The following is a 21,535-nucleotide window of genomic DNA, read 5'->3' as shown; positions in this document are numbered from 1 at the left end:
GAGGAGATGCTTGTGAAGAATCAAGATAAGTGTAGTAAGTTTCAAGCACCTATTCCTTTTCCGCCGCCAGGTATTACGGGGCCCACTGGACCAACCGGTCCAACAGGTGCTTTAGGTGGACCAACTGGACCGCAGGGAATACAAGGCGTACAAGGTCCAATCGGTCCAACAGGTCCGACAGGAATACAAGGGGTGCAAGGGGTACAGGGAGAAAATGGTCCAACAGGTCCAACAGGTTTAACTGGACCACAAGGCTCTCAAGGTAGTCAAGGACCTATGGGAGAACAAGGCCCACAGGGAATACAAGGTGTTCAAGGAATTCAAGGCGAAAGAGGTCCGACAGGTCCAACTGGTATTCAGGGGATACAAGGAATTCCTGGTCCAATCGGTCCAACAGGTTCAACAGGAATACAAGGCATACAAGGAATGCAAGGGGAAGTCGGTCCGACAGGTCCAACAGGAATACAAGGTATACAAGGAGTGCAAGGGGACAATGGTCCAACAGGTCCGACTGGAAATACTGGTATACAAGGTGTTCAAGGTAATTTAGGAAGTAGTGGTTTACAAGGTATAACAGGAATACAAGGAATACAGGGTCTAATTGGTCCAACAGGCCCAACAGGTTCTCAAGGAATCCAAGGGGAACAGGGGCCAATGGGGCCACAAGGGGAAACTGGTGTTCAAGGTTTACAAGGTCCCCAGGGAGAAATGGGGCAGGTAGGTCCAACCGGTTCTCAAGGAATCCAAGGAGTGCAAGGTGTAATCGGTCCGACAGGGGCAACTGGTTTACAAGGGGATCCAGGTCCAACTGGATCAACCGGATCAACTGGGATAACCGGTCCGACTGGTTCTGCAACGGGTCCAACAGGAGCAACAGGTCCAACCGGTCCTCCGGGAGGCCCAACCGGTCCAACCGGTCCAGCAGGATCACCAGGGGGTCCAACCGGTCCGACAGGAGCAACAGGGGCAACAGGGGCGACAGGAGCAACAGGAGCAACAGGAATCCAAGGAGTGCAAGGAATACAGGGTCCAACAGGAGCAACCGGTTTAACAGGTTTGCAAGGGGTACAGGGGCCGATGGGGGCAACAGGTCCAACGGGTGACCAAGGCATTCAAGGTCCACAAGGGATACAAGGAGTAACCGGCCCGACAGGTCCGCAAGGTCTACAAGGATTACAAGGCTCAATCGGCCCAACCGGTCCGACAGGTCCCCAAGGAGTGCAAGGGGCACAGGGTCCAATCGGTCCAACCGGCCCACAAGGGGTTCAAGGTATACAAGGTGAGCAAGGAGTAAGGGGAGCGACAGGTCCAACTGGTTTACAAGGTCTACAAGGCGTACAAGGTCCGAGTGGCCCAACTGGCCCACAAGGAGTGCAAGGCGTACAAGGTCCGAGTGGCATAACAGGCCCAACCGGTCCTCAAGGAATACAAGGTATCCAGGGACCGCAAGGAAGTATAGGCCCAACCGGTCCTCAAGGAATACAAGGAGTGCAAGGTCCCCAAGGTCCAACAGGTCCGACAGGGGCAACGGGTCCTCAAGGAATTCAGGGAATCCAAGGTCCGATTGGTCCAACTGGTCCCCAAGGAATTCAGGGGATACAAGGAGTGCAAGGTCCAATCGGCCCAACTGGTCCAACCGGCCCTCAAGGTCTACAAGGAATAACCGGCCAGGCGGGCCCAACCGGTCCAACAGGAGCAACCGGTCCGACTGGAGAAACGGGTCCCCAAGGTCCTCAAGGAATTCAAGGATCACAAGGAGAAATGGGTCCAACGGGAGCAACCGGCCCGACTGGAGAAACGGGTCCCCAAGGTCTTCAAGGAATCCAAGGTCCCCAAGGGATAACGGGTCCAACGGGAGCAACCGGCCCGACTGGAGAAACGGGTCCCCAAGGTCTTCAAGGAATCCAAGGTCTCCAAGGGATAACAGGTTCGACGGGAGCAACCGGCCAGACGGGAGTGACTGGTGCCACTGGCCCGACTGGAATACAAGGCATACAAGGAATAACTGGAGCAACAGGGGGAACGGGAGTAACAGGCCCAACCGGCGCCACTGGTCCAACCGGCTTAACTGGAGCAACAGGATCATCTGCTATATCGACAGGTGGTGGCTATTTCTTTTCTACATCAACAAGCACAATTGCAGCAAGTGCCAATATTCCAATTAACTCGGGATCCACTGTATATGGAACTGGTGTATCTTTAACTAGTGCTACAACTGTCACAGTATCGACGCCAGGAATATATTTAGTAAGCTACTATTTCCAAGGGGACGCGACTGGTGGGAATGAAGTAGTATCTGTAAGATTACTATTAAATGGAACACAAGTAACAGGGAGTTTTATACAAAATGTAACGACATCAACTGTAGTATTGGAACCATCTATTTCAAATACGCTTCTTGTAAATGTAGCTAGTGCAAATTCAACGTTTATATTACAAAATGGCCCGCTCGGTGTTGGGCATGTGACTACAATAGCAGGTACGATTACGGCAAGTTTAAATGTAGTGAGAATATTATAAGAAATATAAAAACACAAGGAATGTCTTTTTAGACACACCTTGTGTTTTTGATGTTAAATGAACAATTTTTTATCCTGCATTAACGGGCAGTAAGACACCCACTACAAAATTCAGCTAGAGTAAAGAAGTTAGGTGATAGATCAACGGACCGTAAAAGCCCGATTGGTTTAACTAATAATCAGTGGGGATGCCCCCACTGATTATTAGTTTTGCTTTATCTTTTTGGCTGAAAAATATGTTGAAAGAAGTATTTGTGATGTAAGTTATCTACAATTTTATTTGCTTGATATGTGCGATGTTGTTCGAGTCGAAGTCTTTGCTCCATCATTTTTATTGCGTGATCAGATAAACGTAACATAATACATATCTCCTTTTCTATAAATATAGGTGACTATTTGATATCGATCCCATATTTATAATTAAGGAGGCAAAATGTGTAACATAGGCAAAAAGCACCTTCCTCTCCCATTACGCTTACGAGGTTAGCTGTCGGACTCGGGAAGTGAGAGTTTCCCTACTTAAAAAAAGATTCGCCCCAAGTAGCATAGCTACAAAATTGGTTCCCCCGCTCCAAAATTTGGACTCAGCAAAAGGTATTATAAGGTAAAAGGTAACATAAATAAAACGATTAGTCAAATTATTTTATTTTTTCTGTTTTTTCAGTTGTGTAAGTACTATTCCATCAGGTAGTTCGGTGTATGTTACTTCAAGGAAGCCGTGTTTTTTATATAATGCGATAGCAGGGGTATTTGCTTTACCTGTTTGTACAATGTATGTCATAGAAGAAGGGAACATGTTAAATATATAAATTAGGAGTTTCGTCGCAATTCCTTTTTGAAAAAAATCAGGCGATACAACTAACCTGTGGATATCAATTAGTTTTTCTTCTTGTACAAAAGAAATAAAGCCGACAAGTTTATTTTCAGAAAAATATCCATAGAATGTTTCAACGCAACTTTGAATATCGTTTACAGTATCATATAAACGGGGTATGGCAGTACTATTTAAGTAGTCCCCTTCAACTTTATAGGCTGGAATTTGAACTTGTAAAATGGATGTTGCTACTTCAAAAGAAGTGGAATTTAACTTAAGAATCATAGATAATGAAGCCTCCTTTGAATATGGTATATTAATATAATTGCTTTATGGGTGAGTTTGACAATATTTTTCTTTTTTGCATATAATATATGTATCTCCATATGTAAAATAGCAGTAAATATATTTCTATAGTGAAATATGATTAGCAATGATAAATACATATGTTTGTATTGAATCATACAAACTATAATAGAAATGGAGGACTAAAAATGGGATGGATTATCACATTAATAGTTGGTGCTATTATAGGTGCAATTGCTAGTTCTATAACGGGTAAAAATTTCCCAGGTGGTATGTTCGGAAATATTATCGCAGGTTTATTAGGTGCTTCGTTAGGTGGTAGATTATTTGGATCCTTTGGGCCATCATTTGGTGGGATTCATGTCGTGCCGGCATTATTAGGTGCAATCGTGTTAATTCTTATTGTATCATTTGTAGTGAAAGCTGCAAGGAAATAGAGATATAGATTATGATGAAGAGCCCTGAATAAGGGCTTTTCATCATTCGAAGAGGTGGTTTCATTGGAGAAAATAAATATAAGAAAAAGAGATAAGTTAAGAAAGTTTTTTAGAGAACAAAATTATTTGGCGGTATTGCTTGGATTTGCGTTATTGTTTATTAATATTTTATTACTAACAAAAATATCATTTGTTTTTACACCGTTTATCGTATTTTTAAAAACAATTTTCTTCCCAGTACTATTGGCAGGCGTGCTATTCTATATTTTGCATCCATTCGTTTCACTTTTAGAAAAGAAAGGTGTTTCAAGAATCGTATCGATAGCCTCAATATACTTAATAGTAATCGGATTATTTGTGTTTTTAGTTGTAACTGTTATCCCTATTATTAAAGATCAAATTGATGCATTAATTGATAACTTACCGTACTTTGGTCATGAGATTGAACAAGCAGCGCGTAGATTCGGGGAAAGTAATTTACTTGGTAAAATTCAGGAGAATTTAAATATTAATGTTGCGAATATGGTAAAAGACTATACAGTTGATTTTACAAAGTCATTATCATCAGTAACTGGGAATGTAACTGGATTCTTGAGTACTGTTACAGAGGTTGTTTTAACATTTGTAATGGTTCCATTTATATTGTTCTATCTTTTAAAAGATGGCGAACAATTGCCGAATCACTTCTTAAAATTCATTTCAGAACAAAGACAACCAGCAGCAATGAGAATACTAGATGATATGCACTATGCGATTAGCTCGTATATTAGAGGGCAAATTATCGTGAGCTTGTTTATCGGTATTATGCTATTAATCGGTTACCTTATTATCGGTATTAAATATGCGGTACTACTTGCGATTTTAGCGATGATTGTAAATATCGTTCCGTACGTAGGACCAATTATTGCTATTACACCAGCGTTAATTATCGCATTTATTGACTCGCCAGCAATGGTGTTAAAAGTAATCATTGTTATGATGGTTGTACAATTAGCAGAAGGTAAATTTATTTCTCCTCAAGTAATGGGGAAAAAGCTAGATATTCACCCAATTACAATCATATTTATCATTTTAACTGCCGGAAACTTATTCGGGATTATGGGCATTATTTTAGCCATTCCAGGATACGCGATATTAAAAGTGTTAGTTACGCACGGTTATAGATTTGTTAAGTTGAATACGTGAAAAAAGAGCTAAAACAGTGGGAACTGTTTTAGCTCTTTTTTATTAACAATTCATTTGCATATTGGCGCGCCCATTGATCCGCTTCCAATATAGCATCTAGTGAAAGGTCTTTTACGTTATGATGAGCTTCAACTGTTTTGTAAATTGTTTTTTCAATATCGAAAAAGACAATTTCATTTTTTAAGAATCGTGCATTCGCAATTTCATTTGCTGCATTTAATACAGCGGGAGTAGTACCACCGATTTTGCCACATTCATATGCGTATTGTAGACAAGGGAACTTCTCTAAATCTGGTTTTTCAAAATGTAAACTACTGATTTCTAATAAATTTAATTTTTTATAGGAAGAAGGTAGCCGAGTAGGATAGTGAAACGCATATTGAATAGGCATTCTCATATCAGGAGCACCGAGCTGTGCCATAACTGATCCATCAATAAATTCTACTAAAGAATGAATGATGCTTTCTTTATGAATCATTACATCAATTTTTTCATACGGAATATCAAATAGCCATCTCGCTTCCATTACTTCGAATCCTTTATTCATTAATGTGGCAGAATCAATCGTTAGTTTTGCGCCCATTAACCAGTTTGGATGTTTTAAAGCGTCCTTAGCTTGTAACGTTTGCATTTCTTCACGTGTTTTATCACGAAAAGCACCACCGGAAGCTGTTACAATTAACTTCTCAATCTCTTTATTATTTTCTCCGTTTAAACATTGGAAAATAGCTGAATGCTCACTATCTACTGGAATTAAGCGACATCCGTTTTGTTTCGCTAGTTCAGTTACGATATGTCCAGCTGCAACTAAAGTTTCTTTATTAGCAATAGCGATATCTTTCTTCGCTTTTAATGCTTCAATTGTTGGGAGTAATCCTGAAACACCGACAACAGAACTTAATACAAGATTTGAATCAGGGTGAGTAGCTACTGCAATTAAGCCATCAGTCCCGTGTGTGATTTTTGTATTTGCTGAAATACGCGTACGAAGCGTGTCTGCTAAGTCTTTTGTCGCAACGCTTACAATACGAGGTTGAAACGTTTTGATTTGTTGCTCAAGAAGATCAATGTTATAATTTGCGGTTAAACCGACGATTTTGAAATGTTCAGGATGAGCTGAAATAACATCTAATGCAGATGTGCCGATGGATCCTGTGGAACCTAAAATGGATATATATTTTACCATGAAAAAACCTCCAAAGTTGTTTTGAATATTTCTGCAAACCTATATAAGATTAGACAATTGAAGTGGAAATTCCTGCTATATAAAATAGAAAATTCGGGTTTGTTTGGAAGTGAAATGTGATAAACTGTAAAAAAATAACGAAAAAGCAATGAAAGAGAAGAGTACATATTCGAAACTTTTCAGAGAGCTGATATGTGGTGAGAATCAGTAAGGGATGAATATGGAATGGGCTCTGGAGCTTCTAACTGAAATGAGTAGGTAAAGACGGTTACTTCACGTTAAGAAGTTGAAGTGAGCTATAATGATAGCTAATTAAGGTGGTACCGCGGGAGTTTCTCGTCCTTTTTAAGGATGAGAGGCTCTTTTTATTTTGAGAAAGGAGGAGTTAGTGTGAGTGAAAAAATAATGTTAACAGGAATTAAGCCGACAGGTTATCCGCATTTAGGAAATTATATTGGCGCGATTAAACCTGCATTACAAATGTCAAAGAATAATGAAGGAAAAGCATTGTACTTTATAGCTGATTATCATGCGTTAAATGCTGTGCATGATTCAGAAAAGTTCAGCAGTTATACGAAAGAGGTAGCAGCTACTTGGTTATCGCTTGGACTTGGGGAAGATGTTATTTTTTATCGACAAACAGAAGTGCCGGAGATTCTAGAATTAGCTTGGATATTAGCTTGCTTAACTCCGAAAGGACTTATGAACCGTGCTCATGCGTATAAAGCGAAGGTGGAGCAAAATAAAGAAGCGGGTTTAGAGATAGATGCAGGAGTGAATATGGGATTATATACGTATCCGATCTTAATGGCGGCGGATATATTACTATTTCAAGCTACTCATGTACCAGTTGGGAAAGATCAAATTCAGCATATTGAAATTGCACGTGATATTGCGACGTATTTTAATCATACATTCGGCACGACATTTACACTTCCGGAGTATGTCATACAAGAAGAAGGAGCAATATTACTAGGACTTGATGGAAGAAAGATGAGTAAAAGTTACGGGAATGTAATCCCATTATTTGCAGAGAAAGAAAAACTACGAAAGTTAATATTTAAAATCAAAACAGATTCTTCACTTCCGAATGAACCGAAAGAACTAGAAACGTTATTTATAATTTATAAAGAATTTGCGACAGAGGCTGAAATACAGTCGATCCGTGAAAAATATGAGACTGGAATCGGATGGGGTGATGTGAAAAAAGAGTTGTTTCGCGTTGTAGATCGTGAGTTAGCTGGACCTCGTGAGAAATACGCTAGGTATATGAATGAGCCAAATTTATTATACGAAGCGTTAGAAAAAGGTGCTGAGCGGGCAAGAGAAATCGCGAAGGTAAATTTAGCTGAAATTAAAAAACGGATTGGATTTGAGAGGGGGCGCTGAGCGTTCCCTTGTTTATCTATATAATATTCTTCATATTGATATGTAGAGCAAGGAATTCGCACTTCTTTTCAAAACTTATTAGTTGCATATGTTAAAAAGTATGCTAATATAGGGTTACTTATTAAATGTGTTTAATAAGTATAATTTAAGTCACTTATTAAAGAAGTTTAATAAGTGGATCTCATTCAATAAAAAAGGAGATGAATGTATGAAAACGGAGAAAGAAAAGATGGTGGCAGGAGAAATGTATATGCCAGATGATGAAGAGTTAGTAGCTGATAGAACTGAAGCAAAACGTTTAACACGCCTTTATAATGAGGCGATGGAGATAGGAGATGAAAAACGTTTTACGTTATTAAATCAGCTTTTAGGTTCTTCAGCTGACGGGAAAGCCCAAATCAATCCTGATTTTCGTTGTGATTATGGCTACAACATCCATGTTGGAAAGAGCTTTTTCGCAAATTTCAATTGTGTGATTTTGGACGTTTGTGAAGTACGAATCGGTGATAATTGTATGTTTGCACCTGGAGTTCACATTTATACTGCTACGCATCCGCTACATCCGGTAGAGCGGAATTCCGGTAAAGAATATGGAAAGCCTGTAAAGATTGGTAACAACGTTTGGGTTGGCGGGGGAGCTATAATTAACCCTGGTATTTCAATTGGAGACAACGCTGTAATTGCCTCAGGGGCAGTTGTGACAAAAGATGTACCTCATAATGTAGTTGTTGGTGGTAATCCAGCTAAAGTTATTAAAACGATAGACTTATAGAAATCGTTTTTTTTACGGGTATATGAATAAACTGGTGTCTTATCGTATAGACAATGGGGAAGGTGTTTCATATGGAGAAATATAGTGCGAACAATCATACAAAGACATTACTTGCCTCTCGAAACGCTCTTTTTCTCTTATTTGCTTTGCCAGGTGTCGCGTTTGCTACATGGATTTCAAGAACAGCAGCTACTCGAGATATGTTAGCAGTGTCAAATGCAGAAATGGGCTGGATTTTGTTCGGACTATCTGTTGGTTCAATAATTGGTTTACTGAGTGCAAGCCGCTTCATTGACTGTAAGGGAGCTAGAGACGTTATTATAGGCAGCATGTTTTTTATGATTGTTGGATTGATTTGTTTAGGTATAAATATTTATTTTGTTTCTAGTATGGGGGCTTTTAGTAGCTTACTAGTATTTGGAGTAGGCTACGGATTGGCGGAAGTCGCATTGAATGTAGAAGGTTCTTCCATTGAGCAGAAATTAGGAACAACTCTTCTTCCGAAATTTCATGGCTTTTTTAGTGTAGGAACTTTAGTAGGCGCGCTCAGTGGTTCTGTCGCAGCGTCGCTTCACATCCCGATTCTGTATCAGTTTCTTGTGATTTCGGTCATGTTTCTATTACTTGTATGTATGGTGTATCGTTTTCTTCCGCATGGAACAGGAAAGAAGGAGAAATCGCGGAACAAAAGGAGAGAGAAGCGTACTTCCTTACGTATGGAAAAAAAGGTGCTTTTAATTGGTCTTTTTGTGCTTGGAATGGCATTTGCAGAAGGTAGTGCAAATGATTGGCTACCTATCGTGATGGTAGATGGACATGAGCAAAGTATAGTGGCAGGTTCTATTATGTACGCAATTTTTGTATTAGCAATGACGTTAACTCGTATGTGTAGCAGCTATTTCCTTGATCGATTCGGTCGTGTCGCTGTCGTACGTGCCACTATTATGATGGCGATTCTAGGAATTTCAATCGTAATATTTGGGAGTAATTCGTATTTTCTAGCATTTGGCGTAGTACTGTGGGGGATTGGTGCAGCGCTAGGGTTCCCAATTGGTCTGTCAGCTGCTGGAGATGACCGTGAAAATGCGACTTCTAATGTTGCTGCAGTTTCTATCATTGGTTATACAGCCTTTTTAGTCGGACCACCATTTTTAGGGATACTTGGGGAAGCATTCGGAATACGTAATGCCTTGCTAGCTGTTTTATTATTTGTTCTTTTGTCTGGAATTGTATCGTCTATTACAAGAGAGAATACACCGAGCTAAATAAGGGTTGCATGCAGCGGAAATATATCATCTCTATTGCTTTAGAAAATGATGTATGATATATTGTCAACGCAACTTATTAAAAGTGTTTAATAAGTATGTTGATTAAGGTGGTGAGCGATTTGAGTGAACAATTTGTTACTCAAAAATCAATTAAAGAGACGATCCTTCGCGGCATTCGTACGGCTCTTCTAGAGCAAGGAAGTGCGACGAAAGTTGAACTTAGTAATACATTAGAAATTAGTTTTCCAACGATAAGTAAATTTATAGAAAATATGAAACAAGATGGTGAAGTCACTTTAGTCGGTTTAGATGATTCAAGTGGCGGAAGAAGAGCGAAACGATATGCGTATAATCCAGAATATATGTTAGGATTAGCGATATTTTTAGAAAAAAATGAGACGAATTATACAATTTTTAACTGTTTAGGGGAAGTAAAAGAACAAGGGAGTACTTCAAGTGCATTAATTGATGCGGGACTAAGCGTATTAACAGAACATATAGAAAGTCTTATAGCTATGTTTCCAAAAATAAGTTCTATATCAATTGGTGTCCCTGGTGCGGTCGATAATGGGCGTATTTTCTATATTCCTGGATATGAAAAGTTTCAAAATTTTAATTTGAAAAGTCACTTTGAGGAACTGTTTTCTATACCAGTAGTAATAGAAAACGATATGAATGCTGCAGTGCTCGGGTATCATAAAAACACGAGGAATAATGACAATTCCTCTCTTGTATATTTGTATTCAGGTCAAAATGGCCCAGGTGCGGGGATTATGGTAAATGGAGATGTCGTACGCGGAAGTACATTTTTCTCAGGAGAGATATCTTTCGTTCCGCAGTATGATAATAAAAATTTCTTACAAGCTTTGAGAAGTGGGGATTCGCATAATTCAGAGGAATATAATATAGATGCTATTACTCGTTTAATAGCTACATGTATAGCTATTATTAACCCTCATACGTTTATCTTCTGTGATGATGAAGTGAATCAATTTGTAATAGATCAAATTGTAAAAAGTTGTCCGCAGTACATTCCGGCAGAACATATTCCGAAAATAACAGTGAGCAACTGGAAAGAAGATTATTTATATGGGTTAAAAAGCCTTGGACTTGATCTTATGATTACGAGAACAAATAAAGAAAATTAAATGTACTGGCAATGAAGCATCCAATTGCCAGTTGAATAACATAAAAGAAAAGGTGTCGATTATGAAAATTGAACATGTAGCAATTTGGGTGAATGATTTAGAAGGAATGTGTGATTTCTATAAACAGTACTTCGGTGGTGAAGAAAATAGCTTATATCACAATCCGAAAAAGCAGTTTGAATCTTATTTCATAACTTTTGAAGGTGGTGCGCGTCTAGAACTTATGAGACAAGTAGGGATAGACGATAAAATAAAAACACAAACAGTAGGGTATGCGCATATTGCTTTTTCTGTAGGTAATAAAGAAAAGGTGAACGAATTAACTCATACATTAAGAGAAGCAGGGTACCCTGTGTTAAACGGCCCACGAACTACAGGGGATGGTTACTATGAAAGTGTAGTAAGTGATCCTGAAGGGAATCAGATTGAGATAACAATCTAACATTATATTTACTAATAAAAAATAAAATTTTGTTGTTCCCCCAAATGTTTACGAGAAACCTATTATTTCTGCAGAAAGGGGGACATAACATTGAGTGAAATCATTTTTATTTTCTGTATATATCCATTACTTATTTGTATTTTTTCAATAGCTGTGACATATAAAGTAGGTACATTTTACGCGATGCCAATTGTAACATTTCTTATTTTTCTTATGTTAAGTGTTACAGTGCACGATCCAGCATTTTTCTTTTGGGTTGGCATGTATACTATTCTTTCATTTATTGTTTCTTATATAACTATCCTTTTTATAAAGGGATATAAAGTTGTAGAAAGAGAGCGTTAATATCATTTTGGGGAAATAGGGATTTACGGTGAACGATAACAACCTCATTTCACGTTGTAATGACGGGAAATGAGGTTGTTTTATTTATATTTTTAATTAGAGTGATGAAAATCGCGAAGAATCCCCTCAATGACTGGATGAAGAGTACTAGGTAACTCATCAAACGGAAAGAAACGTAATTCTTTTGACTCAGTTTTATCACATATAAGCTCCCCGTGAAATTCGCGGCAAATATAAACAACGAGTACACCATGTACTTGATCGCCGTTTGGATAGATTTGAAAGAAATCTGGCCCTGAGTATGTACGGAATAGTTCTGGATTTTTAATAATAAGTCCAGTTTCTTCAAATACTTCTCGTTTTAAAGCACCTTCTAACGTTTCGTTATATTCTAAGGCACCCCCAATAATGCCCCATCGGTTAAAATCTGTCCGAAGCTGCAGTAATACTTCATCTTTTTCATTTAATATAATGGCATGTGATCCTATTAAAATAAGTGGATGATTTCCTACTAGATTTCTCATGTCTTCAATGTAGCCCATATTTTTGCTCCTTGTATTTAATAATAGTTAGGGAGTTCTTTTAACATTCTTTCTGTTTTACGCGCTGTAAAAGCTAAGTTATGGTCATCTTTCGTTCTGAAAAATAATGTGCGTAAAAAGGTTTTAATGTTGGCGCATAAAATACAATACTCATTAAGTGAAAGGCGTTTTCTAATTTGAGGAAGCCTTTTTATTTTTTTATGAATAATAGAAATTAACTCGTTTTGAGGAAAATCATGATACAGCATTGCTAGTAATGGAGTAACAATGCGTTCATCTTCATTATTATGAAAAAGGTCAGATGGAATAAAAATTTTATTTAATAAACAATGAATTAATTCTTCGTACCATTCAAAGGTCGTATACGTATTATGAACAATTTCGGTGAAAGCATCAGATACGTGAGCAAGACAATGAGCCCATCCTTTGTTTTCAATATAGCCTCGAAAATCCGTTTCTAAGTTTGTATATGTAATGAGTTTATTTTTTATTTCTTCGATATCCTCCTCTGTACAAAAGTAGTGCGAATTAGCGAATTGGAGTATTAACGCAATTAACGAAACAGTGTAAGAACGTGTGAAAACCCCATCTGTATGTGGGGAGTAAATGTCACAATATAAATACTCATCACTTAAACAAGTTTGCAGAAGTAATTTCAGCTGATCGTCCATAAGGAATTCATGATGAATGAAATGCGCAAAACATTTATATATAAGTTGGTAACGAACGTAGCTATCAGTCGTTCCGATATACTGAAGCATGTTCAAAGTTAACTCATTTACGTCTATATGCTGTAGTTGCGTATAGTCATTTTGTTGTATAAGCTCTAACTGTTGTTGCAATGCTGTAATATCCACTGGAGAACCTCCTCCGCACTTTAAAGATGCGATCTTTTCTAGTATTCTATATATTCAAGGACAATCCTGCTCATGCAAGGAGAACGATTAGAAATTCGAGTATGATATAGATGAGGGAAGAATATGACGACGATAGAACAGTTAGAAAAACATTTTAAAATAAGAAGAAGTGCTTCTTCTATTATGATAAAAGAAAATAATGCAGAGATTTTTACAGAAGAGCAATTAGAGGAAATGATGCAATATTGCGTTGCTGAAGCTAAAAAAGGTGAATTAGAAAAACTACATTTTGAAATCTCTTCAAAAAGTCCAAATTATGATGTGTATAAAAAATGTTTTGAAACGTATTCATTTGAATATGTTACGGAAAACATGATTGTATTTAAAGATATATATGAAGTAGAAGATGTAGAAAGTGAAATGGATTTTAAGCTTATTGAAGAAGTTGGAGAAGAGGCTTTTTATTCACTGTGGAATGAAGCGACGGGAGAACCAGTCGCTCATGATCAATTTGTGCATATGATGCTACAAGAAATTGGTGAGCACTGGAAAGAACATTGCTTAACAGCGAGTGTCGATGAAGAGCCGATAGGAATTGTAATCCCGCATATTGAAAGAGGTACGTTAGAAGAAGGGAAACTTATGTACTTCGCAGTTACTCCAAATATGCGTAATAAGGGATATGAAGCTGCACTATTTGCAGGTGCGATGTTTGTCTTAAAGGAAATAGGTGCATCTTATTATATTGGTGAGACAAATGTACAAAATGAGTGGATGAAGGATGTTTTTGAAAAGAACGGATGTCAGCTGCTGAGTTGTACTGAGCGGTATGTGAGGGTGTTTTAGGAGGATGAATGGTCTATATTCTCGAACTCGTATAGCGGGAGGGGACTATTTATTCGCACCCTGATCGCGGGACAGTTGTATATAAAGATTTAGGTGATGAACAAATTGCATATGTCTTTCGAGGGAATCCGTGTACAACTTATGAACAAGTAAAAGAACTTTTTGCCTCTTTGTAAGATAAAAAGAAAAATGAGAACGACAAAATAGATATTCCTATAATACAATAAAGAAAGATTCGATTATATGAGAAAGCGTTGGTGAAAGAATGGAGCAGCAAAGAAATTGGCTACAAGCAACTGTAGAAAGAATTGAAGATAATACGTTACAAATAAAGTGGGAAAATAATATAGAAGAAGTTCGTATTTATTGGAGTACTTCACCAGATCATATTGAAGAAAATGGAGAATTACTTGCAACGTTAAATGGAGAATTATCATATACAATTGAAAACCCGAGTGAAACTGAACGTCCATATTTTAGACTAGTAGGAAGTAATGGACAAGCAGTAACAGTAGCTGAACGTAGACTGCCATTACAAGGCGCGTTTAACTTCCGTGATATGGGAGGATATGAAACGACTGAAGGCCGTAAAGTAAAATGGGGCAAGTTGTACCGTTCTGAAGAATTGGCAGGACTAACAGAGTGGGATATCGACTATTTACAAAAGTCTGGCTTGAAATTAATTTGTGACTACCGTACAGACTTTGAAGTGAAGCATAAGCCAAACCCAGAGATTACAGGTGCTCGTCAAGTGTGCTTACCAGTTATGCAAGATTTAGCGAAAGACTTAAATATAAATGAATTTTTCCAAGTTGGTGACCTTTCTATGTTAGGAAAACCAGGTGAGTATCTTGTGAAAATGAATCAAGGTTTCGTAAGTGGTAACGAGGCATTTGTAAGCTTCTTAAACTTAGCGCAAAATCCGGAAAACTTACCGTTAGTAAACCACTGTACAGCTGGAAAAGACCGTACTGGATTCGGATCAGCACTATTATTACTTTTACTAGGTGTACCGGAAAAAACAGTAATGGAAGACTACTTACTAAGTAACGGTTTCCGTGAAAAGCTAAATGAAAAAATGATGGCCTTTTTAGGTGCGAAATTACAAAACGATGAGAGCAGAGCGATATTAGGTGCAATGTTTGAAGCACGTGCTGAATACTTGCAAGCTGCGATTGGTGAAATTCAAAAGCAATACGGATCAGTTGAAGCATACGCTGAAAGGGCTCTTGGCTTTACGAAAGAGTCGTTAGAGGAAATGAAAGAGTTATTACTAGAAGATTAATAAGTAAAAGGAGGCTGAGCGGATTAGCCTCCTTTTACTTATAGCGTAGTTGAAAATAGAAGATAATGGTGTATTCAATAAAGAGCAGGTTAAGCGCCTCATAATGAAATATATAAACTTATATTACTATCGTGTTATTATGTTAAGTGACGGTAAAGTCGTGTGATTTATAATGATTTCTATAATGAACTATAGGGAAAAAGCAAGAAAATGTCTATGTATTTGATGGAGGGTTATCATAATAGAAAGGAAATTAGGAGATGGGGAAATCAATAAAAAGTGAATTAATAGGATTGTTTACCTTTAATGAGACATGTAAAGTATATCAGCAAAAAAATGAGGAAATACATTGGCAATTGGATATTAGAAATGAATATGTAGATGTTAATGAGATGATTAAAAGGGCAGAGAAGCTTTTTTTATGTATAGAAGAATTTGATAAAAAGGCTAAAGTAGCCATAGCAGAAAAATTGATAAATTACAAAAATGATTTTTGGCCTGAGTATGATGATAATGATGAACATTTAAATTGGGATGCTGTAGATGCAGGAGAATATGATATAACGAAAGAAAAATTTGCAAAAGCGATTACGCTCTATGACATTGAAATTAGAGAAAATGATATATACTGTGAATATCATGATGGAGATTTATTTGGTGGACACATGATACATGCCTATTTTAATAATGATTATAAATTATTAAGCGCAGAGGTGTAATTTTAGTTATATAAAAATTGAATTAAAGTGTGCTTTAGTTAAAAGAATTAAATAAATTTTAAGCAATGAGAACGAAGCTTTTAAAATAGGAATTGAGGAGAACATCATGAAATACAAAGTTATATTATTCGACGTAGATGATACATTATTAGATTTCCCTGAAACGGAAAGACACGCATTACATAATGCGTTTGTACAGTTTGGTATGCCTACAGGGTATAATGATTATCTTGCAAGTTATAAAGAGATTAGTAATGGATTATGGAGAGATTTAGAAAATAAAATGATTACGCTAAGTGAATTAGCAGTAGATCGATTTAGACAATTATTTGCACTTCATAATATAAATGTAGATGCACAGCAATTTAGTGATGTATATCTTGAAAACTTAGGGAAAGAAGTACACCTTATAGAAGGCGCAGTACAATTATGTGAAAATCTACAAGATTGCAAGTTAGGTATTATTACGAATGGATATACGAAGGTGCAACAATCAAGAATCGGAAATTCACCTTTATGTAATTTCTTTGATCATATTATTATTTCTGAAGAAGTTGGTCATCAAAAGCCAGCACGTGAGATTTTTGATTATGCATTTGAGAAATTTGGAATTACGGATAAATCAAGTGTACTAATGGTCGGAGATTCGCTAACTTCTGATATGAAAGGCGGAGAAGATTACAGCATTGATACGTGTTGGTATAATCCAAGTTTGAAAGAAAATAGGGCAGAAGTTAAGCCGACTTATGAAGTGGAGAGTCTGCTACAAATTTTAGAAATTTTGGGAGTGGCGGAAGAAAAGGTAGCTTCATTTTAATTGTGCTGATATTTGTCGGCAAATCGATGATATATTGTAAGTTGCGATAGATATATTTGAAAAATCGCTCATATAAGTTCATATACTAAGATATAGAACAAAAAATAACGCTACTATACAAGGTCATTCACGTGTTATAATGCGTGAATTAAATATACGTATATAAATAGTTTCTCAGAGTGATGCGATGTCATGTATGATTAGTGTAACAACTAGAGGTGAATGAAGGATGTTAACGTTTTTATTTGAGTTAGACAAGAATCTCCCGCAGAAGGATGAGCCACGGTATGTTGCTTATACAAATGGTTTTATCGAAGGGGATTTAACAATTTGTATGGGTGACAGAGTATTTTTTCAAAAATCATGTATGAAGGTTGCAGAGCTGGGCATTTATTTAGGTCAGTGGATGGAACAAGTTCAACACGGGCAAAACGTGCCTATGAAATATGAAACGGCTGACCGTGAAGAGGTCATTCTTGGCTTATTCTATGAAGAGGATCATAACCAATGGAATGTTTCTTCCAGCTGGCAAGAATTTGAACTTCAAGAGCGTATCTCTACTGAAACATTAGTAGAGAGCGTTCAATGCTATTTATATGAGCTAAATAAGGAACTGCGTGCGATAGAATATCCTGTGACGTTTGATCAGTACTTAAGAGGAGAGCGAATGATGCAGCTTTCTTACAAACGACCGTGTGATAGCAAAGCAGATACGACGCCGATAGAGGTTTATAATGGAAGCGAGCAAGTAGGCGTAGTAAGGGGCTATTATAAAAATACGCTGATGAGAGTGCTGGATTTTATTCCGAAAATTGGTAGTAATATCATTTATGAAATAAAGGATATTAAGAACAATATTCGCGTCATTGCAAAGGATGTAAGTAGGCAGCGCCAAAGAAAGATTTTAGTAACGTACATCGATAATAATGATGCAGAGCATGAAATACTTGTATGTGACGGAAAGTTATTGGATGCAAATTTTATATTTACCTTTACATATAAGGCAGAAGAATATGTTGTTCATAAAACTTCATTTGGAATGGGAAAATTATTACGAAAAGGCTATTTAATCGCAGATTGGAATATTCGTCTTGAGGAAGATATGTATTACATCGAGATGAATGCATATGATGGAGATTACATGGAGGATCAATACTTACTATTAGGCGTATTTCATGCGGTTTTATATGGATAATCGATGAGAAATACCGTCATTCTTCTTGGAAAGAATGACGGTATTTTTTATTTATCCTCAAAAATAAAAATCTCATCAATCGTACTATGAAGTGCCTTCGCTATATCGTGAGCGAGTTGCAATGAAGGATTATACTTACCTTTTTCAAGGTGGCTAATTGTTTCACGGCGTACACCAACTTGCTTCGCTAAATCTTCTTGTGTCATGTTCAATTTTGCGCGGTATTCTTTTATCTTCGTTACGAACGCCATGGTGCATCTTCCATTTCATCAACAGGTTTATCATAAAAGAACATAGAAAAACCGAACGTAAGAATGAGTGTGCCGAAAATAAGAGTGATATCAATTTCTTGTAAGATGGGGTTTGGAAATAACATTTCAATAAATATAATGATAGCGGTAGTTAGTAATGTAACGATAAATGCATTGCGACACGATTTATTGACAATTTGTTCAAACAGTTCATCGTGTTGAACTGTTCTATACGATGTGAAAAAGGAGAAGAAACAGAACATAGTAAACAATCCTTTTTCATAAAAAAATCCGAGGAAACCGAAGAAACCGAGAAATCCTAAATATTTTATCCAAGTTGTTTTCATGATAGGTCCTCCTTACGTTGTTAGAAATAAGTCACGTTATGTTACAAATATATCACAATTGGATAGGAATGGTAATAATAGTTTTCCAGTTTGCTTCATAATAATAGTAAAAAGAGGAAATATGCTGCGAAATAAAGAGGATAATATTGTAAAATGGTTGTAAGGAGGGGGAGGAAGAAATGCTAACTTGGATCATGATCGTTGTATTACTTGTAGTGATTACTGTCATTGCGACGGTGTTAATTGGGCGGAATGGTGATGCAAATTATAGCAAAGCGACAAAGGGGAATATTAAACGATTAACAATGATTTATATTATACTAGCTGTCGTTTTAGTTGTTGGATTAGGGGTGTATATTTATTTTAAAGGTTAAATAAACTGAAAAATGTAAAAATCTTAAAATAGAAGTATGCTATAATATCAATATAGTTATTTGGTAATTAAGGAAAGGATTGGATGGAATGATTGAAATTACGAATGTGTCAAAAAGTTATAATGGGTCTACCTATGCAGTAAAAGATTTAAGTTTATCTGTACCTAGCGGCGAAATCTTTGGATTTTTAGGACCGAATGGTGCGGGTAAATCCACGACAATTAAGATGATTACTGGCATTCACGGGGTGGACAAAGGGACTATTACGATTAACGGAAAAAATATTATGGAAGAGCCGATGGAAGCGAAGAAGACGTTTGGTTATGTGCCGGATAGCCCAGATATGTTTTTACGTTTAAAAGGAATTGAATATTTAAACTTTATGGCTGATATGTATGAAGTGCCGAAAGAAGTAAGACAAGAACGAATAGAGTCTTTAGCGAAGAAGTTTGATCTTTATAATGCATTATCTGATCAAATTCAAAGTTATTCGCACGGTATGAGACAAAAAATCGTTATTATTGGTGTGCTCGTGCATGAACCAGATGTATGGATTTTAGATGAACCGTTAACAGGGCTTGATCCGAAATCTGCATATATTTTAAAAGAAATGATGAGAGAACATGCGGATAAAGGAAAGATTGTATTTTTCTCTACACACGTATTAGAAGTAGCGGAAAAAATATGTGACCGGGTTGCTATTATTAATAAGGGGAATTTGCAGTTTAAAGGAAATTTAGATGAAATGAGAGATCATTTTAAATCCAATGAATCACTTGAAAAAATGTTCTTGGAGATGACGGGCAATGAGTAAAATTTGGACGTTAACGAAGGTACTATTAAAGTTAAATTACGCAGATTTTATAGCAGATAAGAAGAAGCGATGGGCGTATTTATTTTCATTTGCAGCTATTTTATTTGTTGGATTTTTAATATTTGGTTCGATGACGCACGGAATGTATGAAGGTCTGAAACAATTAGGGCAAGGGCCGGGAATGATTATTGCAATGGGACTTGCGATTGCGAGTATATGGGTATTTTTAATGAGTATAACGAACATTTTAACTGTATTTTACTACAGCAATGATATTGAAATGTTACTGCCGTTACCATTAAAACCAGCGCAAATTATTTCGGCAAAATTTTTAACGGTATTAATTACACAATACGTAATGAGTTCATTCATTTTATTACCAATCTTCATTACGTACGGTTTAAAAAGTGGCGCATTTATTACATATTACATATATATGATTTTTATTTACTTACTCTTCCCAATCGTGCCGTTAGTATTAGCTTCGTTACTGATGACAATTATTATGAGGTATACAAATATAGCGAAAAATAAAGATCGAGGAAATATATTTATTGGAATCGTAAGTATATTATTTATTGTAGGAATTAACGTATTTATGCAGTGGAGAAATAAAAGTGCGTTTTCTGGAGATGGGGCTGCGGAATACCTTGTAAATAATCAATCTTCTCTTTTAGTACAAATGACAAATTATTTTCCAACTACATATTTTGGAGCAGTGGCATTAGTAGAAAATGCAAATTGGAAGGGACCTTTATATGTAATAATCTTTGCAGTTATTTCATTTGTCTTCTTTGTGTTGTTTTATTACATAGCAGAGCGTACATATTTAAAAGGGGTTATTGGACTTTCAACGAGTACAGCAAAGAAACAAGTTATTTCGGCGGAAGGTTTACAGAAATCAACAGTACAAAGTTCGCATTTAAAAGCGTATGTGAAAAAAGAATTTAAAACGTTATTCCGTACACCACAATTTTTCTTAAATTGCATTGTACAAACTTTCGTTATGCCAATTATGTTGTTCTTTATTTTATTTGTGCAAGATGGAAATTTAAAGTTTATTACAGAGTATATTAACAATCCAAAGACAACAGGATTTGCAATTGGTGTTGGTCTTTGTGCATCGTTATTTTTAATGGGTAGTAACGTCATTGCAACAACGTCATTTTCGCGAGATGGAAGCTCTTGGTTTGTGAATCGTTATTTACCAGTAAAGGCTTCGGATATCTTTTTTGCGAAAGCAATCACTGCTTGGTTAATTAATGTGATCATTTTAGCAGTATTCGGTATTACGATGGCAGTTGTAGCTGGGATTTCTCCAGTCTTTATGATACTGTGGTTTTTACTAAGTGCGAACGGGTTGTTATTAATTAATTTAATCGGAACACGCTGGGACGCGCAAACTGCAGATATTCATTGGGATACAGAGCAGAAATTATTTAAGAGCCGATATACCACTTTGTGGAATTTTTTAGCTAATATTTTAATAGCTTTAATTATTGTGGGGGGAGTAAGTGTATTATACTTCTTCCTTCATGTCGGACTGTGGGTTATGTTTATCGTTTTATTTGTAATGTTTACGATTGTAAATTATATCTTTATTAAAATGTTAAAATTAGGTGCTGAACGTATACTGTCAAATATTCAATAAGAAGATAGATCCTCTGTATTCATGCA

Annotated in this window: 24 protein-coding genes, 1 riboswitch and 1 other annotated feature; of the genes, 17 read left to right on the top strand and 7 right to left on the bottom strand. The window is 36.7% G+C overall.

The features are described from left to right. Positions 1-6: 6 nt before the first annotated feature. Positions 7-2,520 (top strand): BC_3345 family exosporium-associated protein, encoded by a 2,514-nt coding sequence (locus tag BCG9842_RS16405; protein WP_079997236.1) that lies wholly within the window; start codon positions 7-9, stop codon positions 2,518-2,520. Between the two features lie 214 nt (positions 2,521-2,734). Here BCG9842_RS16405 and BCG9842_RS31365 read toward each other — a convergent pair whose 3' ends face one another. After that, a complete protein-coding gene (locus BCG9842_RS31365) occupies positions 2,735-2,878 on the bottom strand; it encodes a hypothetical protein (protein WP_000945244.1) in 144 nt (47 codons plus the stop codon). Positions 2,879-2,975: 97 nt separating this feature from the next. Next, positions 2,976-3,119, bottom strand: a riboswitch (cyclic di-AMP (ydaO/yuaA leader). Between the two features lie 43 nt (positions 3,120-3,162). After that, positions 3,163-3,618, bottom strand: a complete 456-nt coding sequence (locus tag BCG9842_RS16395) for a GNAT family N-acetyltransferase (RefSeq protein WP_000601235.1) — start codon at positions 3,616-3,618, stop codon at positions 3,163-3,165. Between the two features lie 209 nt (positions 3,619-3,827). Between BCG9842_RS16395 and BCG9842_RS16390 the strand changes: the two genes are divergently transcribed. Further along, positions 3,828-4,076 carry a GlsB/YeaQ/YmgE family stress response membrane protein gene (locus BCG9842_RS16390; protein ID WP_000539733.1) on the top strand — a complete coding sequence of 83 codons (249 nt, stop codon included), beginning with the start codon at positions 3,828-3,830 and terminating at the stop codon, positions 4,074-4,076. A 63-nt stretch (positions 4,077-4,139) separates the two neighbouring features. Further along, positions 4,140-5,261, top strand: coding sequence for an AI-2E family transporter (locus tag BCG9842_RS16385; protein WP_000411479.1), 1,122 nt, complete (start codon positions 4,140-4,142; stop codon positions 5,259-5,261). A 28-nt stretch (positions 5,262-5,289) separates the two neighbouring features. Here BCG9842_RS16385 and BCG9842_RS16380 read toward each other — a convergent pair whose 3' ends face one another. After that, positions 5,290-6,447 carry a 1-deoxy-D-xylulose-5-phosphate reductoisomerase gene (locus BCG9842_RS16380; RefSeq protein ID WP_000241772.1) on the bottom strand — a complete coding sequence of 386 codons (1,158 nt, stop codon included), beginning with the start codon at positions 6,445-6,447 and terminating at the stop codon, positions 5,290-5,292. Positions 6,448-6,586: 139 nt separating this feature from the next. Continuing rightward, positions 6,587-6,794 (top strand) — a binding site (T-box leader). A gap of 43 nt (positions 6,795-6,837) precedes the next feature. Between BCG9842_RS16380 and BCG9842_RS16375 the strand changes: the two genes are divergently transcribed. The 6 genes from BCG9842_RS16375 to BCG9842_RS16350 all read left to right on the top strand — a co-directional run bounded on the left by BCG9842_RS16375 (position 6,838) and on the right by BCG9842_RS16350 (position 11,811). After that, the gene (locus tag BCG9842_RS16375; protein WP_001290885.1) at positions 6,838-7,836 is read left to right on the top strand and encodes a tryptophan--tRNA ligase; all 999 of its coding nucleotides are present in this window, start codon (positions 6,838-6,840) and stop codon (positions 7,834-7,836) included. A 208-nt stretch (positions 7,837-8,044) separates the two neighbouring features. Beyond that, on the top strand, positions 8,045-8,608 hold the full coding sequence (locus BCG9842_RS16370; RefSeq protein WP_000845633.1) for a maltose acetyltransferase domain-containing protein: 564 nt from the start codon (positions 8,045-8,047) through the stop codon (positions 8,606-8,608). Positions 8,609-8,679: 71 nt separating this feature from the next. Then, positions 8,680-9,873, top strand: a complete 1,194-nt coding sequence (locus tag BCG9842_RS16365; RefSeq protein WP_000417602.1) for an MFS transporter — start codon at positions 8,680-8,682, stop codon at positions 9,871-9,873. A 122-nt stretch (positions 9,874-9,995) separates the two neighbouring features. After that, on the top strand, positions 9,996-11,024 hold the full coding sequence (locus BCG9842_RS16360) for an ROK family transcriptional regulator (RefSeq protein ID WP_000003031.1): 1,029 nt from the start codon (positions 9,996-9,998) through the stop codon (positions 11,022-11,024). 61 nt (positions 11,025-11,085) lie between these two features. Further along, complete coding sequence (locus BCG9842_RS16355; RefSeq protein WP_000687550.1) at positions 11,086-11,466, top strand: VOC family protein; 381 nt, start codon at positions 11,086-11,088, stop codon at positions 11,464-11,466. Between the two features lie 90 nt (positions 11,467-11,556). Then, complete coding sequence (locus BCG9842_RS16350) at positions 11,557-11,811, top strand: YbeF family protein (RefSeq protein ID WP_001289513.1); 255 nt, start codon at positions 11,557-11,559, stop codon at positions 11,809-11,811. Positions 11,812-11,903: 92 nt separating this feature from the next. On the opposite strand, the gene BCG9842_RS16345 is transcribed toward BCG9842_RS16350, so the two are convergent. Continuing rightward, positions 11,904-12,353, bottom strand: coding sequence for an NUDIX hydrolase (locus tag BCG9842_RS16345; RefSeq protein WP_000540466.1), 450 nt, complete (start codon positions 12,351-12,353; stop codon positions 11,904-11,906). A 17-nt stretch (positions 12,354-12,370) separates the two neighbouring features. Further along, a complete protein-coding gene (locus BCG9842_RS16340) occupies positions 12,371-13,210 on the bottom strand; it encodes a DUF2785 domain-containing protein (protein ID WP_000355454.1) in 840 nt (279 codons plus the stop codon). A gap of 123 nt (positions 13,211-13,333) precedes the next feature. On the opposite strand from BCG9842_RS16340, the gene BCG9842_RS16335 reads away from it, so the two are divergent. The 5 genes from BCG9842_RS16335 to BCG9842_RS16315 all read left to right on the top strand — a co-directional run bounded on the left by BCG9842_RS16335 (position 13,334) and on the right by BCG9842_RS16315 (position 18,072). After that, positions 13,334-14,056: a GNAT family N-acetyltransferase gene (locus tag BCG9842_RS16335; protein ID WP_000207406.1), complete on the top strand. Its 723-nt coding sequence runs from the start codon at positions 13,334-13,336 to the stop codon at positions 14,054-14,056. Between the two features lie 265 nt (positions 14,057-14,321). Next, a complete protein-coding gene (locus tag BCG9842_RS16330; protein WP_000437798.1) occupies positions 14,322-15,341 on the top strand; it encodes a tyrosine-protein phosphatase in 1,020 nt (339 codons plus the stop codon). Positions 15,342-15,601: 260 nt separating this feature from the next. Further along, a complete protein-coding gene (locus BCG9842_RS16325) occupies positions 15,602-16,060 on the top strand; it encodes a DUF2262 domain-containing protein (protein ID WP_000520300.1) in 459 nt (152 codons plus the stop codon). A 106-nt stretch (positions 16,061-16,166) separates the two neighbouring features. Further along, the gene (locus tag BCG9842_RS16320) at positions 16,167-16,877 is read left to right on the top strand and encodes a YjjG family noncanonical pyrimidine nucleotidase (protein WP_000875915.1); all 711 of its coding nucleotides are present in this window, start codon (positions 16,167-16,169) and stop codon (positions 16,875-16,877) included. Positions 16,878-17,106: 229 nt separating this feature from the next. After that, positions 17,107-18,072 (top strand): tubby C-terminal domain-like protein, encoded by a 966-nt coding sequence (locus tag BCG9842_RS16315; RefSeq protein ID WP_000955110.1) that lies wholly within the window; start codon positions 17,107-17,109, stop codon positions 18,070-18,072. A 47-nt stretch (positions 18,073-18,119) separates the two neighbouring features. Here BCG9842_RS16315 and BCG9842_RS16310 read toward each other — a convergent pair whose 3' ends face one another. Together BCG9842_RS16310 and BCG9842_RS16305 are read right to left on the bottom strand one after the other, a co-directional pair. Further along, positions 18,120-18,323: a helix-turn-helix transcriptional regulator gene (locus tag BCG9842_RS16310; RefSeq protein WP_000896294.1), complete on the bottom strand. Its 204-nt coding sequence runs from the start codon at positions 18,321-18,323 to the stop codon at positions 18,120-18,122. Beyond that, positions 18,311-18,670 (bottom strand): DUF3796 domain-containing protein, encoded by a 360-nt coding sequence (locus BCG9842_RS16305; RefSeq protein WP_000859209.1) that lies wholly within the window; start codon positions 18,668-18,670, stop codon positions 18,311-18,313. Before BCG9842_RS16305 ends, BCG9842_RS16310 begins: the two co-directional genes overlap by 13 nt. Positions 18,671-18,849: 179 nt before the next feature. Between BCG9842_RS16305 and BCG9842_RS16300 the strand changes: the two genes are divergently transcribed. The 3 genes from BCG9842_RS16300 to BCG9842_RS16290 all read left to right on the top strand — a co-directional run bounded on the left by BCG9842_RS16300 (position 18,850) and on the right by BCG9842_RS16290 (position 21,509). Next, on the top strand, positions 18,850-19,044 hold the full coding sequence (locus BCG9842_RS16300; protein ID WP_000958863.1) for a hypothetical protein: 195 nt from the start codon (positions 18,850-18,852) through the stop codon (positions 19,042-19,044). An 88-nt stretch (positions 19,045-19,132) separates the two neighbouring features. Then, the gene (locus tag BCG9842_RS16295) at positions 19,133-19,858 is read left to right on the top strand and encodes an ABC transporter ATP-binding protein (RefSeq protein ID WP_000570204.1); all 726 of its coding nucleotides are present in this window, start codon (positions 19,133-19,135) and stop codon (positions 19,856-19,858) included. Next, the gene (locus BCG9842_RS16290) at positions 19,851-21,509 is read left to right on the top strand and encodes a putative ABC transporter permease subunit (RefSeq protein WP_000036853.1); all 1,659 of its coding nucleotides are present in this window, start codon (positions 19,851-19,853) and stop codon (positions 21,507-21,509) included. Before BCG9842_RS16295 ends, BCG9842_RS16290 begins: the two co-directional genes overlap by 8 nt. Positions 21,510-21,535 lie beyond the last annotated feature (26 nt).

Source organism: Bacillus cereus G9842 (assembly GCF_000021305.1).
Taxonomy (GTDB): Bacteria; Bacillota; Bacilli; order Bacillales; family Bacillaceae_G; genus Bacillus_A; species Bacillus_A thuringiensis_S.
This window is presented reverse-complemented; position numbering and strand designations above follow the sequence as displayed.

Excerpts from the sequence above, each read along its gene's own strand:
- BCG9842_RS16405 (WP_079997236.1), top strand. The coding sequence starts at position 7 with ATGCTTGTGAAGAATCAAGATAAGTGTAGTAAGTTTCAAGCACCTATT.
- BCG9842_RS16320 (WP_000875915.1), top strand. The coding sequence starts at position 16,167 with ATGAAATACAAAGTTATATTATTCGACGTAGATGATACATTATTAGAT.
- BCG9842_RS16315 (WP_000955110.1), top strand. The coding sequence starts at position 17,107 with ATGTTAACGTTTTTATTTGAGTTAGACAAGAATCTCCCGCAGAAGGAT.
- BCG9842_RS16380 (WP_000241772.1), bottom strand. The coding sequence starts at position 6,447 with ATGGTAAAATATATATCCATTTTAGGTTCCACAGGATCCATCGGCACA.
- BCG9842_RS16325 (WP_000520300.1), top strand. The coding sequence starts at position 15,602 with ATGGGGAAATCAATAAAAAGTGAATTAATAGGATTGTTTACCTTTAAT.
- BCG9842_RS16370 (WP_000845633.1), top strand. The coding sequence starts at position 8,045 with ATGAAAACGGAGAAAGAAAAGATGGTGGCAGGAGAAATGTATATGCCA.
- BCG9842_RS16395 (WP_000601235.1), bottom strand. The coding sequence starts at position 3,618 with ATGATTCTTAAGTTAAATTCCACTTCTTTTGAAGTAGCAACATCCATT.
- BCG9842_RS16300 (WP_000958863.1), top strand. The coding sequence starts at position 18,850 with ATGCTAACTTGGATCATGATCGTTGTATTACTTGTAGTGATTACTGTC.
- BCG9842_RS16365 (WP_000417602.1), top strand. The coding sequence starts at position 8,680 with ATGGAGAAATATAGTGCGAACAATCATACAAAGACATTACTTGCCTCT.
- BCG9842_RS16335 (WP_000207406.1), top strand. The coding sequence starts at position 13,334 with ATGACGACGATAGAACAGTTAGAAAAACATTTTAAAATAAGAAGAAGT.
- BCG9842_RS16355 (WP_000687550.1), top strand. The coding sequence starts at position 11,086 with ATGAAAATTGAACATGTAGCAATTTGGGTGAATGATTTAGAAGGAATG.
- BCG9842_RS16290 (WP_000036853.1), top strand. The coding sequence starts at position 19,851 with ATGAGTAAAATTTGGACGTTAACGAAGGTACTATTAAAGTTAAATTAC.
- BCG9842_RS16310 (WP_000896294.1), bottom strand. The coding sequence starts at position 18,323 with ATGGCGTTCGTAACGAAGATAAAAGAATACCGCGCAAAATTGAACATG.
- BCG9842_RS16345 (WP_000540466.1), bottom strand. The coding sequence starts at position 12,353 with ATGGGCTACATTGAAGACATGAGAAATCTAGTAGGAAATCATCCACTT.
- BCG9842_RS16330 (WP_000437798.1), top strand. The coding sequence starts at position 14,322 with ATGGAGCAGCAAAGAAATTGGCTACAAGCAACTGTAGAAAGAATTGAA.
- BCG9842_RS16305 (WP_000859209.1), bottom strand. The coding sequence starts at position 18,670 with ATGAAAACAACTTGGATAAAATATTTAGGATTTCTCGGTTTCTTCGGT.
- BCG9842_RS16390 (WP_000539733.1), top strand. The coding sequence starts at position 3,828 with ATGGGATGGATTATCACATTAATAGTTGGTGCTATTATAGGTGCAATT.
- BCG9842_RS16295 (WP_000570204.1), top strand. The coding sequence starts at position 19,133 with ATGATTGAAATTACGAATGTGTCAAAAAGTTATAATGGGTCTACCTAT.
- BCG9842_RS31365 (WP_000945244.1), bottom strand. The coding sequence starts at position 2,878 with ATGTTACGTTTATCTGATCACGCAATAAAAATGATGGAGCAAAGACTT.